This is a genomic window from Hoylesella nanceiensis DSM 19126 = JCM 15639 (genome assembly GCF_000379965.1).
Classification (GTDB): domain Bacteria; phylum Bacteroidota; class Bacteroidia; order Bacteroidales; family Bacteroidaceae; genus Prevotella; species Prevotella nanceiensis.
Genome location: NZ_KB904328.1, coordinates 686,900 through 704,212, shown reverse-complemented (window position 1 = coordinate 704,212; position 17,313 = coordinate 686,900). Strand labels below are relative to the sequence as shown.

The 17,313-nt window shown below is 39.4% G+C and carries 10 protein-coding genes; 7 read left to right on the top strand and 3 right to left on the bottom strand.

Translation table 11 applies throughout. From position 1 onward, the window contains the following. Nucleotides 1–32 precede the first annotated feature (32 nt). A complete protein-coding gene (locus tag A3GM_RS0105820) occupies nucleotides 33–2,144 on the top strand; it encodes a S46 family peptidase (protein ID WP_018362455.1) in 2,112 nt (703 codons plus the stop codon). A 133-nt stretch (nucleotides 2,145–2,277) separates the two neighbouring features. Here the strand turns inward: A3GM_RS0105820 and A3GM_RS0105815 are convergent, their stop codons facing one another. Beyond that, nucleotides 2,278–3,177: a helix-turn-helix transcriptional regulator gene (locus A3GM_RS0105815; protein WP_025830059.1), complete on the bottom strand. Its 900-nt coding sequence runs from the start codon at nucleotides 3,175–3,177 to the stop codon at nucleotides 2,278–2,280. A 386-nt stretch (nucleotides 3,178–3,563) separates the two neighbouring features. Further along, nucleotides 3,564–4,379, bottom strand: coding sequence for a PepSY-associated TM helix domain-containing protein (locus A3GM_RS0105805; RefSeq protein WP_018362452.1), 816 nt, complete (start codon nucleotides 4,377–4,379; stop codon nucleotides 3,564–3,566). 557 nt (nucleotides 4,380–4,936) lie between these two features. On the opposite strand from A3GM_RS0105805, the gene A3GM_RS0105800 reads away from it, so the two are divergent. Further along, nucleotides 4,937–5,677 carry a class I SAM-dependent methyltransferase gene (locus tag A3GM_RS0105800; RefSeq protein WP_018362451.1) on the top strand — a complete coding sequence of 247 codons (741 nt, stop codon included), beginning with the start codon at nucleotides 4,937–4,939 and terminating at the stop codon, nucleotides 5,675–5,677. A 115-nt stretch (nucleotides 5,678–5,792) separates the two neighbouring features. Here the strand turns inward: A3GM_RS0105800 and A3GM_RS0105795 are convergent, their stop codons facing one another. Continuing rightward, nucleotides 5,793–8,993 (bottom strand): glycoside hydrolase family 2 TIM barrel-domain containing protein, encoded by a 3,201-nt coding sequence (locus tag A3GM_RS0105795; RefSeq protein ID WP_044124938.1) that lies wholly within the window; start codon nucleotides 8,991–8,993, stop codon nucleotides 5,793–5,795. Nucleotides 8,994–9,593: 600 nt separating this feature from the next. Between A3GM_RS0105795 and leuS the strand changes: the two genes are divergently transcribed. The 5 genes from leuS (at nucleotide 9,594) to A3GM_RS0105770 (ending at nucleotide 17,166) form a co-directional block, all read left to right on the top strand. Then, nucleotides 9,594–12,464 carry a leucine--tRNA ligase gene (gene leuS / locus A3GM_RS0105790; protein WP_018362449.1) on the top strand — a complete coding sequence of 957 codons (2,871 nt, stop codon included), beginning with the start codon at nucleotides 9,594–9,596 and terminating at the stop codon, nucleotides 12,462–12,464. A 31-nt stretch (nucleotides 12,465–12,495) separates the two neighbouring features. Beyond that, complete coding sequence (locus tag A3GM_RS0105785) at nucleotides 12,496–13,473, top strand: YitT family protein (RefSeq protein ID WP_018362448.1); 978 nt, start codon at nucleotides 12,496–12,498, stop codon at nucleotides 13,471–13,473. Then, nucleotides 13,439–14,044: a non-canonical purine NTP diphosphatase gene (locus A3GM_RS0105780; RefSeq protein WP_018362447.1), complete on the top strand. Its 606-nt coding sequence runs from the start codon at nucleotides 13,439–13,441 to the stop codon at nucleotides 14,042–14,044. The genes A3GM_RS0105785 and A3GM_RS0105780 overlap by 35 nt, the downstream gene beginning before the upstream one ends. Continuing rightward, on the top strand, nucleotides 14,041–16,044 hold the full coding sequence (gene porZ, locus A3GM_RS0105775) for a type IX secretion system anionic LPS delivery protein PorZ (RefSeq protein ID WP_018362446.1): 2,004 nt from the start codon (nucleotides 14,041–14,043) through the stop codon (nucleotides 16,042–16,044). Before A3GM_RS0105780 ends, porZ begins: the two co-directional genes overlap by 4 nt. A gap of 93 nt (nucleotides 16,045–16,137) precedes the next feature. Then, complete coding sequence (locus A3GM_RS0105770; RefSeq protein WP_018362445.1) at nucleotides 16,138–17,166, top strand: acyltransferase family protein; 1,029 nt, start codon at nucleotides 16,138–16,140, stop codon at nucleotides 17,164–17,166. Nucleotides 17,167–17,313 lie beyond the last annotated feature (147 nt).

Genomic DNA, 17,313 nt, shown 5'->3' with positions numbered 1-17,313 from the left:
CAAAACTCAAATAAAGACAAATAACAAAAAGTATGAAGAAAACTCTTTTAGTATTATTTGCCATTGCTTCTACCCTAATAGCTAAGGCAGATGAAGGTATGTGGACGCTTTATAACCTTCCACAAGCCGTTTATCAACAGATGAAAGGAGAGGGCTTCGACCTTCCTTACAACAGTATTTATAAGGGAAAAGACGCCATTATGAAAGGTGTTGTGAACTTCTCGGGCTATTGTTCGGGTGTAGTTGTGTCGCCAGATGGCCTTGTTTTCACCAATCACCACTGCGGTTTCGAGGCTATTCGTAGTCATTCAACCGTTGAACACGACTATATGAAGGACGGATTCTATGCTAAGTCGTATGCAGAAGAATTGCCTAACAAAGATACTTTTGTATCGTTTATGATTGAACAAAAGGACATTACAAGCGAATTAGAGGCTCTTGGAATTGATAAAAAGACCACTATTCAAAAGGAACAGCTCATCGATTCGCTCGAAAATGTGCTTACTCGCAGAGCAAAAGCTATCGACTCAACTTATCATGTCAATATCGATCCATTCTATGAGGGCAACAAATACTACGCAACTACATATCAAGACTTCACAGATGTACGTCTTGTGTTCACCGTTCCCAAGTCAATGGGTAAGTTTGGAGGCGAAACTGACAACTGGATGTGGCCTCGTCAGACCTGTGATTTCAGCGTTTTCCGTATCTATGCCGATCCAAAAACAAACAAACCAGCGGCATATAGCAAAGACAATGTGCCTTACAAGCCAGCTCATTGGGCTCCCGTTTCGCTTAAAGGCTATGCAGAAGGCAGCTTTGCAATGACTATGGGCTACCCAGGAAGTACCAATAGATACCTTAGTTCTTATGGTATTAAGGAAAGAAGAGATGCTATCAACGAGCCAACAGCACAAGTTAGAGGCGTAAAACAAGAGGTTATGACTCGCCACATGCGTGCAAGTGAGGCAGTGAGAATTAAGTATGACTCTAAATTTGCACGTAGTGCGAACTACTGGAAGAACTCTATTGGTATGAACAAATGTATCGATTCTATCGGTATTATCAACCAAAAGAAAGACTATGAGAATCGTTTAAGAAGATGGCAAGATAGCACTGGCTACCTAAAAGGAAAGCTTAACTTCGACCGTATGGCTACTCTTTACGCACAACGCTTCGACCTTATGCGCACAATGCGTTACTTTAGAGAAACTTTCCACGGCACAGGTGAGTTTGTAGATCGTGCTAATCGCCTAAATAGAATGGAGATTAAAGGCTCTAAAAACAACAAAAAAGCCCAATTCATCGAGTTTGAAAACAACGAAGATGCATGGGACGAAGCTCTCGACAAGGAAGTTCTTGGCGTTCTTTTAAAGAATTATAGAGAGCATGTTGACAAACAATACTTGCCTAAGTTCTACACAGAAATAGACCAAAAGTTTGGCGGAAACTACGTTAAATACGTGGATTATCTCTACAAGAACTCTCTTTTGATGAAGAAGAACACTAAGATTTATGTCTATAAGAAGAAGGCTTTAACCGACCCAGGTGTTCTTTTCGGTCTTGACCTACTCGACATTCGTGGTGCATTGAGCCACCAATTGAATGCCATTAAGGATAGCATTGATTTGCAAGAGAAATATCTTTGCGCTGCCAAATTGCGTATGGAAGAAGATATGCCTCACTACTCTGACGCTAACTTTACAATGCGTTTGAGCTACGGACAAGTGAAAAGTTATGAGTTAGGCGGTAACAATTCGGGTTATTTCACAACCGCTCCTACTATCGTTAAGAAGATGAATAGAGGCCAAGAGGTGTACGATTATCGTGCAGAGCCTATCTTAAAAGAATTGCTTTCTGCTAAAGATTTCGGCCAATATACCGACAAAGCAAGTAAAGATTTGCAACTTTGTTTCTTAACAACCAACGACATTACTGGCGGAAACAGTGGTTCTCCTATCTTTAATGGTAAGGGAGAGCTCATTGGTTTGGCTTTCGATGGCAACTGGGATAGCCTTTCTAGCGACATAAATTTCGACGCTCGCCTTGCTCGTTGCATTGGAGTTGACGTTCGTTACATGCTTTATCTAATGGATAAATGGGGACATGCGGATCGCTTACTAAAAGAAATCAATGCTAAATAAATAAGCTTCTTAGGGCAATATACTTTGTCCTAAGCTTATAACACTATAAAAGCAGCGATTTAATCGATATGGGTTTACTTCTCGAAAGAGATAAATCACCGATTAAATCGCTGTTTTTTTATGTATCAATTCACTAAACAACCATCTTGTGCATCTGTGCGATTTGCTCCTCGACAAGGGTCTTTAGTTCTTCATTCTCAAGAATCTTGATATCTTGAAAAAGTCCTAACACGAAGCGAACAACAGGCACTAAGCTCACCACCTCGGTCTTTAACAACCAACGTTCGGCTTCTAATTCTATCAAATAGGCTTCTGACTGGGGATATTCTTCAATGAGAAGATTGTGCGAAAGCTGACCCAATTCGAGACAAATAGACTGCTTTTCTTCGCCCGAGAACATAAATATATCGGTGAAAAGCTCTTTATGCTCATGTTCGTGCATCCAATCTACATCTAAAATCTCTACATCGTGGGTGCGAGATACTTTGAATGTTTTGTTGACATGCGTTTTTAATTCAAAGCAACGCACCTCGTTTTCGTTATTCAAAAACAAGTAAGGCTCTACAATGCGGTCGGCAATTGTTTTGCTATGAGGCGAAGAATACTTCCGTAAACGCACTGCTTTATGCGATTCCATGGCTTCTCTTAGCTTCTGAATGTTGCGTCTTCGTCTTTTGAGATGTGCTGGTTTGGTTAATAACTCGAGGTTATAAAATCGTTCGAACTTTACTTTTATAGACCGAACCATATTGTCTTCATCATCTTGTCCCATCAACATTTGATAAAGAAACATGGCCTCCGAATCGTTCAAAGCAATACTATCGTGTAGCTTTCGAAAGAATTGATTCCTTCGATCGAGGCGATATTTTGTGCCGTTCTTAATGATTTTAAACCCGTACTTTTTAAAGTTTTCGAAATAATAGTAGATATTCCGTTGCGTAACTCCTAAACGTTTTGCTAACTCTTGAGTATCATGTTCATGGTTATCGGTTAGAAGTAGTATCAGTTCTAATTCGTTTCCGTATTTGTTCATAGGCTTGTTTGTGTGAAACAAAGATATAAAAAAAGTTATAACCGATAGGCTTTTTTGCCTAAAAAATCTGCATTTCACCGCAAAATATTGACCTTCTTTATTGATAAGCCTTCGATCTACATATTTAAAAGCAATGATTTTACTGTCTAAAAACAGTGCTTTTACCATGCAAAAGGATTGTTATTACACTGCAAAAGCAATGCTTTTTGCAAGTGGGCTGAACTGTAAACAAAAAGAGATTATCGTCCTATTCATACAAAATAAAATCGCCTTCTATAGGATATAGAAAACGATTTTATTTAGAAATAGAGAACATTCGATGTTCAATTTATTTGCATTATGTACAAGATATAAATATTCTTGCCTACTTAAAAGGAACTTGTACACTACGCTTTCGCCTTCTTTTTCTTTGAAGAAGTACGTTTCCACCACATATAATAACCGCTGATAGGAAGGAAACCGCCTATGAGTGCAGCAAGAGCATAAAGGATTTTAGAGAACATTCCACCCCATGTACCTGTGTGAAGAGCTTTGAAAAGCTTGCCTTTTTTAGTTTTTTTGCCCTTTTCATCGTGCTTTTGGCCTTGTTTTTCATTCTCGAGCGTTTGTGGGTGCACCATCACTTGCTCGGGATTGGCGTGCGCAAAGGCATCATCTTTAGTTGGAACATTTTTAGTATCATCGCTCTTCGCCTCCTTCTTCACTTCTTTTTTCTCTATCTTCTGTCCAAATAGCTTCGACATTCCTTGTCTATACCAACCAAAAGAGAATACAGGTCCTGTTAATGCCATAAGAAAAAGGAAAATAAAGACATAAATACCCAAAGAAACATGAGTGTCGTAAACAAAACGACGGAAGCCTTGATTGGTTGTCACTTTCAAGCGATTTTTAAGCATTGCTTTGCTCTTTGGCCACCAAACAACAACGCCCGTTAATAGTATAAGCGATGCACACATTGCCGAAGTGCCCATGATTACACGCCCAAGAGATAAACCTCCATGTGGATTTTCGGGCATCATAAAGAGCCAGCGGTGTAGCTTCTTTACGGCAATAAAGAAGGGCATTTCTTTTGCATTGGTGTCTAATAGCGACGCAATATCGTCTCTAAACACTAAAAGAAGGCCAGTGAAGCAAGCTATACACATAAAAACTCCAAACGGAAGGGCTAAGTATCTGTGGACTTTCAAACAAAAATTTCTCATAATTTCTAATTCTTTTTGATCATTGCTCTATTTCTTATAGACAACAATTAGACTCTGTCTATACGTCAAAGGTTATCTATTGAAAACACTCTTATTATACACCTGCAAGAAAGCAAAAGGGTTCTTTCTACAAGTTGGTGCAAAGATAGCGATTATTTAGCATAAAAACGGGTTTTAAGGTCTTTACCTTTAGTTATTAGGAACATCATATTTTGAATTCAAGTTCAATGACTTCTAAACAATATAATATCGCTAAAGTTATGAAAAGCAGAATAGAGAGAATGAGTTATTAGTAATAATAATCCATGTGTTTGATATTATCCAATATCTTTTTCGCTGTCATTATGTCAAAAAAACTTGAAGAATTAAAAATCAGCTTAACCTCAACCCCTCCTATAATATATATTTTATTAACTTTGTTTCCACAGCTATCGCTAATTTAGATATAATTATTTGTAGATCAGCCCCTTAAAAGATGCAAAAGGCTTTACGTATTACTTGAATTATAGAGCTTTATAAACTCTTCAACCCCCTATTAAAATTATAACTTAATTATTATGACAACAGATATTTCAAAATGGCTAAAGCCGAGTATTAAGGCAGAAAACTTACAACAAGAAAATGGTATCTTCGTGTATATGAATAATGACTTTGTAAGTGGAGATAACCATAAATACATGAAAATGTACGATTGGATGTCTTATGTATATGACTTTGGAGAGAAATGGATAGGACGCCTTAAGTATGGTAAGGGAATCGATCTAATGCGCACAGAACTAATGAGCCGTTTAGAATGGCAAAACAATATTTCTGTACTATACGTTTCTATTGGCACAGGAACTGACTTGCATTACATACCCAAAAACATCGACCTTAAAACAATTGACATGGTAGGTGCTGACATTTCATTGGGTATGCTTAAGAAATGTAAGAATAAATGGCATAAAAAAACAAAGCTAACACTTGTGCAATGTCCTGCAGAAGAACTGCCTTTTGCTGATAATACTTTCGACATAGTTTTTCATAATGGAGCAATAAACTTCTTTAACGATAAGGCTCGTGCAATGAACGAAATGCTCAGAGTAGCAAAACCTGGCAGTAAAATTCTTGTTGCCGATGAAACTGCAGACTTTGTAGAAGCTCAATATAAGAAAAGCGTTTTCTCAAAATCTTATTTTGAGGGTAAAACGGTAGACTTACATGAGATTGAACAATGTATTCCAGCTTCAGCAGAAGAAATAAAAACAGAGTTATTCTGGGACAATCGTTTCTATGGCATCACGTTTAGAAAAAAGTGATGCAACCCCTTTTAAAGCACAAAAGAAAAGAGCTTCTACCTCCATGGCTAGAGGTAGAAGCCCATAAGAGAGGTTTTTAGGCCTTTCTTTATTTACTTTAAACTAACTTTCTATTTTATTTCTTGCAACATCCTTTTGCTTTACCCATGCTAAACTTAAAGGTTCTGTCGATGCAATGGATGCGATATTGCTCGAGAGCAATGCCTCGTTTACTCCAAGAATCTACACCTCCAAGACCTGCTTGATATGCATCGATGCACAAGTTGGTGAATTGCGACTTAGGAACTTGTTGGCTATGACGTTGTGTTTTCTTTTCACCATCGTCTAAGTCTTCGATGTTATAATGTAAAGCACTCATTGAACAAGGTTCGAATGGACGAAGAACTAGTCCTTGATCTGCTTTATTTGTTTGCTTCCAAACACGAATATCGCTCTTTGTTCCTGTTTCTTGTGGACGCACATAAGCAAAGAATTGATCGTCTACATTTTGCTTATAGATACCTACAAGCTGCGACTCTTTACGGTCTGAATAGTTCTCTACTGGACCTCTTCCATAGAATGTAGACTCGTCCATGTCGTAAGGCATTTGCATTAACATACCAAATCTAAACATATCAGGATTTTTCTTTCCTGGTGTTGTTTGCATGGTTTCTTCTACATCTACTCTACCTGTTGGATAAATGGTGTAGGTTAAGAACAACTTAGCCTCAACTTTTGGCATATCATAGCTAGTCTTCACTGTAATAATTGTTTGCTTATCACCAGTTGCTTGCTTTTCTTTTTGAACGTCTAATGCAGTAAGTTGCATTTCAGGATTGCGCCAAACAGCATAGTCTTGTTGTATGCCTGCACCCATATCGTTATCGGTTGGAGCTCTCCAGAAATTAGGTTTAAGTGTTCCGCCCTTAGCAATCATTGCTTGATTGTCTATATTATAAGAGGTGAGATAGCCGTTTTGCTTATTGAAAGTGAGACTAAACTTAGAGTTTTCTACTGTAAGTTCGTTGGTCTTCTTGTTTTCTTTCACCTTCACCTTGTTATCAACTTTCACGCCTTTTTCGCAAACTGCATTTAAGAAACAAGCTTGGAAAGGCATAACACCTTCTTGTAGTTGAATTTGATTGTATGCAACTACTTGTCCTTTTTCCATCAATGGTTCAGCATTCTTCAATGTGAAAGAAACATTTAAGAATACTTCTTCCTTTGGATTTTTGATGTCTTTCCATCCTAACTCAATCTGCTTAGAAGTTTGTGGCGCAATGTCTAGATTTTCAACAACACCCTTTTCCACTGATTTTCCATTAGCAATAACCTCCCAGTTCAACGCATAATTAGACAAATCTTTAAAGAAGTTTTCGTTGAACACGGTAATTGTCTTTTTCTCTTTGTTGATATTTCTCACCCAAATATTTTGGTAGAAATAGCCAATTTCAAACGCTTCGGGATTAGGAATACGATCAGGATTAATCAAACCGTTGCAGTTAAAGTTGTTATCACTTGGGTCGTAAGTGTTAAAGTCGCCACCATAAGTGTAGATAACATTTCCTTTTTCATCAGTTTTACGCAATCCTTGGTCTACGAAGTCCCAAATAAAGCCACCTTGAAGCTTGTTAGGATATTGACGAATGATATCCCAATATTCTTTGAATCCACCGCTTGAGTTACCCATAGCGTGAGAATATTCGCATTGAATAAGTGGACGTTGGTCTTCAGGAGCAGTAGAGTTAGCATAATCTTCCATTTCCTTTTGACTTCTATACATTGGGCAATAAATATCTGTGTGACTGTTCTTTATTGCTCTTTCGAATTGAACTGGACGAGAATAGTCCATTCCTTTAATCCAATCGTATGCAGCAACGAAGTTTGGTCCGTCTGCAGTTTCGTTTCCAAGTGACCAGAAAATAATACTTGGATGATTGAAATTAGTTAGAACATTGTGTTGATTGCGTTCTAATATCTGCTTAGCAAAGAGTGGAGTCTTTGATATTGCATCGTCTCCATAATGGAAACCATGACTCTCTTGATTTGCTTCTGCGCATAGGTAAATACCATATTCGTCGCAAAGGTCATACCACATTGGATCGTCTGGATAGTGACATGTACGCACTGCGTTGATATTAAAGCGTTTCATCAACTTGATATCTTCTATCATACGCTCACGAGTTACAACATAACCATTTAGTGGATCTACCTCATGACGATTGGCTCCTTTGAAGAATACAGGCTGTCCGTTTACCCAAACTTGGCTTCCTTGTATCGAAACATTTCTGAAACCGACTTTAAAAGGAATAACTCCTACTGTGGTATAGTTTACTTTTGCGTTCTTGCCTTTGCCCTTTCCTACAACCTCTTTGCGCATTACGTCTACTAAAAGAGTGTAAAGATAAGGATCTTCTGCATTCCATTGGCGAACATTCTTAACCTCATAAAGGTTTTGTTTGTCTGCAGATGTTGCATCAAGAACAAGATTTCCTTCTTTATCATACAAGCGATAACGAGTAGCGACATTGCCATTAGTCTCTTTCTTGATAAAAATTGTTCCATCTTTATAATCGTTTTTCAAACCAGCAACAAAGCGTATATCGTTTACACTTGTTGTTTTGTTACGCTTATACAAATAGCTTTGACGTGCAACTCCCGACAAACGCCAGAAGTCTTGGTCCTCACAATAAGTTCCATCGCACCATCTAAAGGTTTGGAAAGCTATGAGGTTCTTTCCTGGTTTAATATAAGGTGTAACGTCAAACTCTGCTGCTTGCTTTGAATCTTCAGCATAACCAACGAATTGTCCGTTTACCCAAAGATAGATATTAGATGTTACTGAGCCAAAATGTGCAATGATTTGCTCTCCATTCCAATCGCTTGGAACGTCGATATATCTACGGTATGAGCCTACTCTGTTATGCTCTGTTGGAACCATTGGGGGGTTATCTTTGAAATGACCACGCCATGGGAAGCCCACATTTACATAAACAGGGTCGCCAAATCCATTCAATTCCCAGTTGCCAGGAACAGGCATTGTTCCCCACGAAGAATCGTTGTAATCAAGTTTATAGAAATCGGTTGGTCGTTCATTGGCATTCTCAACACCTTTAAAGCTCCACTTTCCATTCAAAGACAAATAATTGCTTGATTGTTCTTGAAGTCCTTTTAAAGCACTGTTCTCATTTTCATACATAAAGAACGACGCATGAACAGGGAATCTGTTCAATTCATTCACACTCATATCGTGCCACTCTGTAAACGTAGGTACAACCGTAGCACTAGCAGAAACTGCGCTAAAAAGTAGGGCAGCCGTAATAAATGATTTTATCATGTATAGGTTGTTATGATTTAAGTTTGTGCAAATATACTTAAAAAGAACTACTTTTGTATCACATTCTCGTTTTTTATAAATCATTATTTAAATCAAACGTTTTTTATATAGTACCTTTTTATATGTCATTTCTCACCTAGTCGTATGACAGACGACCTGAAAGTTGTAAATAACAGAAAAACAATTTCTTACCAAAACGATGATGCTACTCACTTAAATATTTTTAAACGACCTACAACACCTCTCCTTTTATATTATCTTTGCAATAGAGTTTTCAAGGCGTTGAAATACTTTCAGAATATAAAAATGTTACCAAAAAGTTCCATTTCATCGAAGAAATCCTCCTAAATTTTCATCTGTTTGAAGAAAAAAGGTATAGGTTTACTTACAATTTATCACCTTTTATCTCGTAACACACTTTCTTCAGTGATTCATTCTATCTATATTTTATAGATAAAAAAGCAAATTAAAGGCTTTAAAAGCCCTGTAATAAATTTGTTCATTTATTACTTTTATACTAACTTTGCACATTAGCATAATATACAAACAATAACGATTTTCGTTAACTTTCATAACAATCACTGCACAAAAAGGAAAAAGATGGAATACAATTTTAGAGAAATCGAAAAGAAATGGCAACACTATTGGGTTGAGAATAACACTTATCGTGTTCAAGAAAACAATGAAAAACAAAAGTATTATGTACTCAATATGTTCCCATATCCTTCGGGTGCAGGTCTTCATGTGGGCCATCCTCTAGGTTATATTGCAGGCGATATCTTTGCAAGATACAAACGCTTGCAGGGCTTCAACGTATTGAATCCTATGGGATACGATGCTTATGGACTCCCAGCAGAGCAATATGCCATTCAAACTGGACAACATCCTTTGATTACAACTCAACAAAATATTGAGAGATATCGTAGTCAATTAGATAAGATCGGCTTTTCTTTCGACTGGGAAAGAGAGGTTAGAACTTGCGATCCTAAATACTATCATTGGACTCAATGGACATTCGTTAAGATGTTCGAGAGCTACTATGATACTGAAAAGAACAAGGCTTTGCCTATCAGTTTGCTTGTTGAGCAATTAGAAAAAGACGGCACTAACAACATTCATGCTGCGACTTCGAATGAAGAAAGCATTTCTGCTGAAGAGTGGAAAGCGATGAATGAAGAGGAACAACAACGTTTCTTGATGCATTATCGCATTGCTTATCAAGCTGAAACAAAGGTAAACTGGTGTGCAGCATTGGGCACAGTACTTGCTAACGACGAGGTTGTTGACGGCTTAAGTGTGCGTGGTGGTCACCCAGTTGTACAACGCAATATGTTGCAATGGTGCTTAAGAGTGTCGGCTTATGCGCAACGTTTGTTGGAAAGTCTTGACAACTTGCAATGGACCGACTCAATAAAAGAAACCCAAAGAAACTGGATTGGTCGTTCAGAAGGTGCTGAAGTAGAATTCAGATTACAATCAAACGATCTCCCTATAACCGTATTTACAACTCGTGCTGACACCATTTTTGGAGTGACATTCATGGTGCTTGCTCCTGAAAGTGAATACGTTGATCTCGTAACAACAGACGAACAAAGAGCTGAAGTTGAAGCATATATAGCTGAAACAAAGAAGAGAACAGAGCGTGAAAGAATCTCAGATCGCCGTGTAAGCGGTGTATTCTCGGGCTCATACGCTATCAATCCGCTCACAAAGGTGGCTGTTCCTATTTGGATTAGCGATTATGTTTTGGCAGGATATGGCACTGGTGCGATCATGGCTGTACCCGCTCACGACAGCAGAGACTATGCTTTTGCTAAGCATTTCGACCTTCCTATTATCCCATTAATTGAAGGAGCAGATGTTAGCGAGCAAAGTTTTGATGCCAAAGAGGGTATTGTAATGAACAGTCCTGTTGCCGAGTTAGAAGCTGAACTCAAAGCAAACGGAGGCTTAATACTTAATGGTTTAACTGTAAAAGAAGCTATTAAGACCACAAAAGCATACATTGCACAACATCATCTCGGTAGAGTGAAGGTGAATTATCGTCTTCGTGACGCTACATTCTCACGCCAACGCTATTGGGGAGAGCCCTTCCCTGTGTACTACAAGAATGGTATTCCTTACACACTTCCTGTAGATTCCCTTCCATTAGAGTTGCCTACGATTGACAAATACGAGCCAACTGAAAGCGGAGAGCCACCTTTAGGACGTGCAAAGCTATGGGCTTGGGACGAAAAGAACCGACAAGTGGTAGACAAGAGCTTGATAGATAACCAACAAGTGTTTGCTCTTGAGTTGAACACTATGCCTGGTTTTGCTGGAAGTAGTGCTTACTACCTTCGCTATATGGATCCTACTAACACCAATGAGCTTGTTAGTAGCGATGTAGTGAACTACTGGAAGAATGTAGATTTATATCTTGGCGGATCTGAACATGCCACTGGTCACCTTATTTATTCACGTTTTTGGAATAAATTCTTGTTTGACTTAGGCACCGCAAAGACCGAAGAACCATTTGAAAGACTTGTGAATCAAGGTATGATTCAAGGTCGTTCTAACTTCGTTTATCGTGTAAAAGACAGCGATAAAGAAGCTCCTTTATTTGTTTCACTCAATTTAAAAGACCAATACGACACCACACCTATTCACGTAGATGTGAACATTGTATCGGGTGATGTCTTAGATATTGAAGCCTTTAAGGCATGGCGTCCAGAGTTCAAGAATGCACAATTCGTTCTTGAAAACGATAAATATGTTTGTGGATGGGCTATCGAAAAGATGTCGAAGTCTATGTTCAACGTTGTTAATCCCGACATGATTGTAGAACGATATGGCGCCGATACCCTTCGACTTTACGAGATGTTCCTCGGTCCTTTAGAGCAAAGTAAGCCATGGGACACCAACGGAATCGATGGATGTCACCGCTTCTTAAAGAAATTCTGGGGATTATTCTTCGACAATAGAGACAGCGATCAGTTGGCAATAAACAACGAACCCGCAACAAAAGAGCAATTAAAATCTGTGCACAAGCTTATCAAGAAGATCACAGCAGACATCGAAAACTTCTCGTTCAACACTGCTGTTTCTGCCTTTATGATTTGCGTTAACGAGCTATCTCAGCTCAAGTGCCACAACAAAGAATTGCTCGAGCAAGTTGTTATATTGCTCAATCCATTCGCACCTCATATCACTGAAGAGCTTTGGAGCCTACTCGAACACACCAATAGCGTATGCGATGCAGCATGGCCACAGGTGAACGAGGCTTATCTTGTTGAAGATGAGCAACAGCTTACCATATCATTCAATGGCAAAGCACGTTTCCAAATGAACTTCGCAGCCACCGCTTCATCAGACGAAATCCAAGCTATCACCTTGCAAGACGAGCGTACTATTAAGTACATCGACGGCAAAACAGTAGTGAAAGTGATTGTTGTTCCGAAGAAGATTGTGAACATTGTATTAAAAGGATGATAACTATTTAAACACGAAAAAAATACTATTTATGAATTTACACAAAGAAATGGTATACGCAGAGATTAAAGACTATGCCTTCATAACCTTGGGTTTGCTTCTTTATACCTTTGCTTGGACTGTATTTCTACTACCTTATCAAATCGTAACAGGTGGAGTTACAGGTATCTCGGCATTGATATTCTTTGCTACTAAGATACCTATTGTTTACACCTATGTGCCTATTAACGCCGCACTTCTTGTGGTTGCACTCTTTGTCTTGGGCTTTAAATTCATGGCAAAGACCATCTATGCAATCTTTGTACTTGGTTTCTTCGTTAGTATTGCCCAGCAAATGGTTACCCAAGCTGATGGAACTATGATCCAAATCCTTGGTCCTGGACAGGAATTTATGTCGGTTATCATTGGTTGTTGCATAACAGGAACCGCTCTATCTATAGTCTTTCTTCACAATGGTTCAACGGGTGGAACAGATATTGTTGCTGCAGTTGTAAACAAATATCATAACCTTTCACTTGGAACAGTGCTCATCATTGTCGATGTAGCAATCATTTCAACTTCTTATTTCGTGTTTAACGATTGGAAGAGAATTGTTCTTGGTATGAGCTCTATGGCAGTTGAGTGTTTTGTTCTCGACTTTGTGATGAATAGTAGACGTGAGTCTGTGCAGTTCTTGATTTTCTCTCGCAAGTATAAAGAGATTGCAGAGGCTATCGGAACAGAGCTTTACCATGGTGTAACCATATTAGATGGACACGGATGGTATACAGGAAACGAAGTAAAAGTATTGTGCGTTTTAGCAAAGAAATACGAAAGTCAACACATTTTCTTCCTCATCAAGATGATAGACCCTAACGCCTTTGTGAGTCAGAGTGCCGTTATTGGTGTCTACGGACAAGGATTCGACGAGATGAAAGTGCGCAAAGCCCAAAAGAAAAAACTAAAACAAGTAATAAGCAAAGATGAAGGAAGTAATGAAAATAGTGTTTGCAACCAACAACAATCATAAGCTTTCCGAGATAAGAGACATTCTTAACGAGGCTTGTGAGGTAAAGAGTTTAAAAGAGATTGGTTGCGATGTAGACATTCCCGAAACAGGAACTACACTCGAAGAGAATGCTTTAATCAAAGCCAACTATGTGTGGGATCATTTCCATACCAACGTCTTTGCCGACGACACAGGTCTTGAAGTAGAAGCACTTAACGGCGAACCAGGCGTTTACAGCGCACGATATGCAGGCGGAGAGGGGCACGATAGCGAGGCTAACATACAAAAAGTGCTCAAGAACCTCGATGGCATAGAAAACCGCAAGGCACGCTTTCGCACCGTTATAGCATTCGTTCGCAAAAACAAAGTCACTGGCGAAAAAGAAGTTTCGCTTGTCGAAGGTATCGTCAATGGTAGCATCACCACCCACAAAAGGGGAACCGCTGGCTTTGGATACGATGCCATCTTCATTCCAGAAGGATACGACCAAACCTTTGGAGAACTTGGAATGGACATTAAAAACGAGATTTCTCACCGTGCAAGAGCCGTGAAGAACTTTGCCAAAGAACTTGAAGATTATATTAAAGAATGAAGAAGATATTAGTTTGTAGTATTCTTTTATTAACATCGTTAATAGCTTTCTGCGCTCCAGTTGGAACGTGGAAGAATTATTTATCCTATCACACTACCACAGAAATAGAGCACGTTGGCGACATCTATTACGTGCTTGCGTCGGGCGGTTTATATTCTTATAACGCAAAAGACGGAAGCATTTACACTTATGATAAGACCAACGGACTCAGCGATACAGGCATAAAAGCTATTCAATGGAATAAAAGTTCACGCAAACTGGTTATAGTTTATAAAGACAATAACATCGATCTGCTTTCTGAAAATGGCAAGATCGAGAATCTTCCCGACTATTATTTAAAGGCCATGACCGAAGATAAAACGATACACTCTATTTATAATAATGGTGTATTTGCTTATCTTTCCACCGCCTTTGGTATTCTTAAAGTCAACACAAAGAATGCCGAATTCAGCGACACTTATTTCCTTAACGAGTCGGTTGAATACGCTTATATAGCCAACAACCAGCTCTATGCAGCCATACCCACAAAAGGTTTAATGGCTTGTTCGCTCACATCTAATCCACAAAACAAAAGCAATTGGAGCGTAGTGGGAGCCTATGTAGCCCCCAACAAACAGCTCAACGCCAGCGACCTTGCTGTTATTAATAAGGTAAAACCCAACGGAGCGCAATACAATAGTTTTGCTTTCATGACCATAAAGGGCAACACACTTTACACCGCTCCAGGTGGATTCAATTCCGTTATAGATGCTTCTACCCCAGGAGCAGTGCAGGTTTACGATGGACAAAAGTGGACTATGTATGAAGACGACTTAACAACTAAGACGCCTAATATACCTTATGTGTCTATAACATCAGTGGCAGTAGACCCCAAAGACGCCCAACATGTATTTGCATCGGGCAGAACTGGCTTATACGAGTTTAGAGATGGCAAGTTTGTTAAGCACTACACCTATACCAATAGTCCGCTCAAAGCCTTCAAACCCAATAACCCCAACTATGTTATTACATTGAGCATCTCGTTCGATTCACAAGGAAATTTATACGTACTCAACGGCAATAACCCCGATGGAACATCTCTACTTCGCCTCAACAGCAATGGTTCTTGGGACGATTTGCATCAAGATGCCCTTGTTGCCAACGGCTATTCATTCCGCATTCTCACCAACCTCACATGGGATTCACGCAACCTTCTTTGGTTTGTTAACGACCACTGGGACAACAAGAGCTTAGCTTATTTCAACCCTAAAACCAATCAATTGAAGCTCTACTCTACCTTTTACAATCAAGATGGAGTAGCTTTAGGCGATGGACGAGTGCATTGTGTGGCTGAAGACAAACAGCAAAACATGTGGATTGGCACAGGAAATGGCCCTGTTATGCTCACCCCTTCGCAGATAAGAAGTGGCAGCGAGAACTTTAATCAGATAAAAGTTCCCCGCAACGACGGCACCAACTTTGCCGATTATTTATTGAGTGGAGTAGACATTACTTGTATTGTTGTAGACGGAGCCAATAGAAAATGGTTTGGAACCAACGGCAATGGTGTTTACCTTATCAGTGCCGACAACATACAAGAGCTAAAGCATTTCACTGCAGAAAATAGTCCTTTGCTCTCTAACACCATCGAGTCGATGGCCATTAACAACAACACTGGCGAAGTGTTCTTCGGTACTTCAGAAGGACTTTGCTCTTATGTCACCGATGCTACCGATGCTCCAAGCACCTCAAGCGATAGCGATGTGTTGGTATATCCTAACCCTGTGCTACCCGATTACACTGGTTTAATCACCATAAAAGGACTTGCTTTCGACTCACATGTGAAGATTGTCACCACCAATGGTGCATTGGTTGCAGAAGGAAGAAGCAATGGTGGTAGCTTTACTTGGGACGGAAACGACCAAAACGGACAACGTGTTGCAGGCGGAATGTATATCGTTTTATCGGCAACAGCAGAGGGTGAATCGAGCGTTGTCACCAAGATTGCTATCATAAGATAATGTCGTTTTCGAGGTGCAACACAACCTTTTACACCTTTACACCCTATTTTTATTAAGAGAAAACAAGCTAAGTGTCCTAACCAAACAATAGAGATGAAACCTTCTCAAAGCACCACTACCGAGCAACACCTCATTCAAAAAAATGCAAAAGCGGGTTCAAATCCACGCATTGAGTGGTTAGATGTGGCACGAGGACTATGTATGTTACTCATCATCTACGACCATTCCGATAGCTATTTCACCCTTCTCAAGCCCCTCTTACCCTACAATTGGTATGTTGCCAACGTGCTTTGCGCCTTCGTTTTCATTTCAGGCTATTTGTTTCCAACGCACACACAGCTTGTAGTGAGCAAGAAAATAAAAAGCATTTTCAGAACCCTTGTGGTGCCCTATCTCTTTTTTAGCACCCTTTTCACCTTCCCAAAAGCCTTTATTCATCAGCAAGATATAAGCATTTCAGAATCGCTTTTCAACATACTCAGCGGTCAATCGTCTTGGTTTATCTGCGCCCTTGTGGTGTCAGAACTGCTCTTCGTGGGTTTAGTTCAGCTGTTTAAAGGCAACAAAATAGCCGTTCTCATCGTGTCTTTAGCGTGCTTCATTCTTGCAACGCTATTCCCTGAGCCCAACAATAACTATTGGAGTGCCGTGCAAGCCCTCATTTTTATGCCCTTTTTGTGCATGGGTTGGCTCGCCAAACAACACTCATTCAAGATCAGTAACAAGCTTTTTGCCCTCGTTTTAGTCCTTTTCATCGTTTTAAAAGTGGTGGGCACACAAATCCACTTCAACGAAGTTATTGCGCCCATGCTCATCAATCAGCCCCTTCTTTTTATGGTAGATATGTTAGTTGGCATTGCTCTTCTCATCTTTATAGCACAGAAAATCAATCGAAACACCTTTATAGAACATGTTGGAAAGCACTCTTTGATATGTTATTTTCTATGCGGAGGCGTTCCACTTCTTTTCACTAAGCTATTCGAAAAGATAGGTTTGGGTTATCACAACGCCCCCTATCTCTTGCCGCTTATCTTTCTTTTCTCTACCATTATCATCGTTGTGGCTGCCACTTTGATACAAAAATATTTGGGCTTTTTATGGAGTTCTAAGCGTAAGTCATAATCAATTGAACTGCAATGGCAGTGCAACCAGGTGAAAAGGAAGATTAAAGGGCTAATTTGTTTAAACTCTTTCACATTTCAAAAGGCACTCTTTGAGTTACATTCTAAGTCATTTTTACAGCGTTTTTAGTCTCATCAGCCCTAAAAA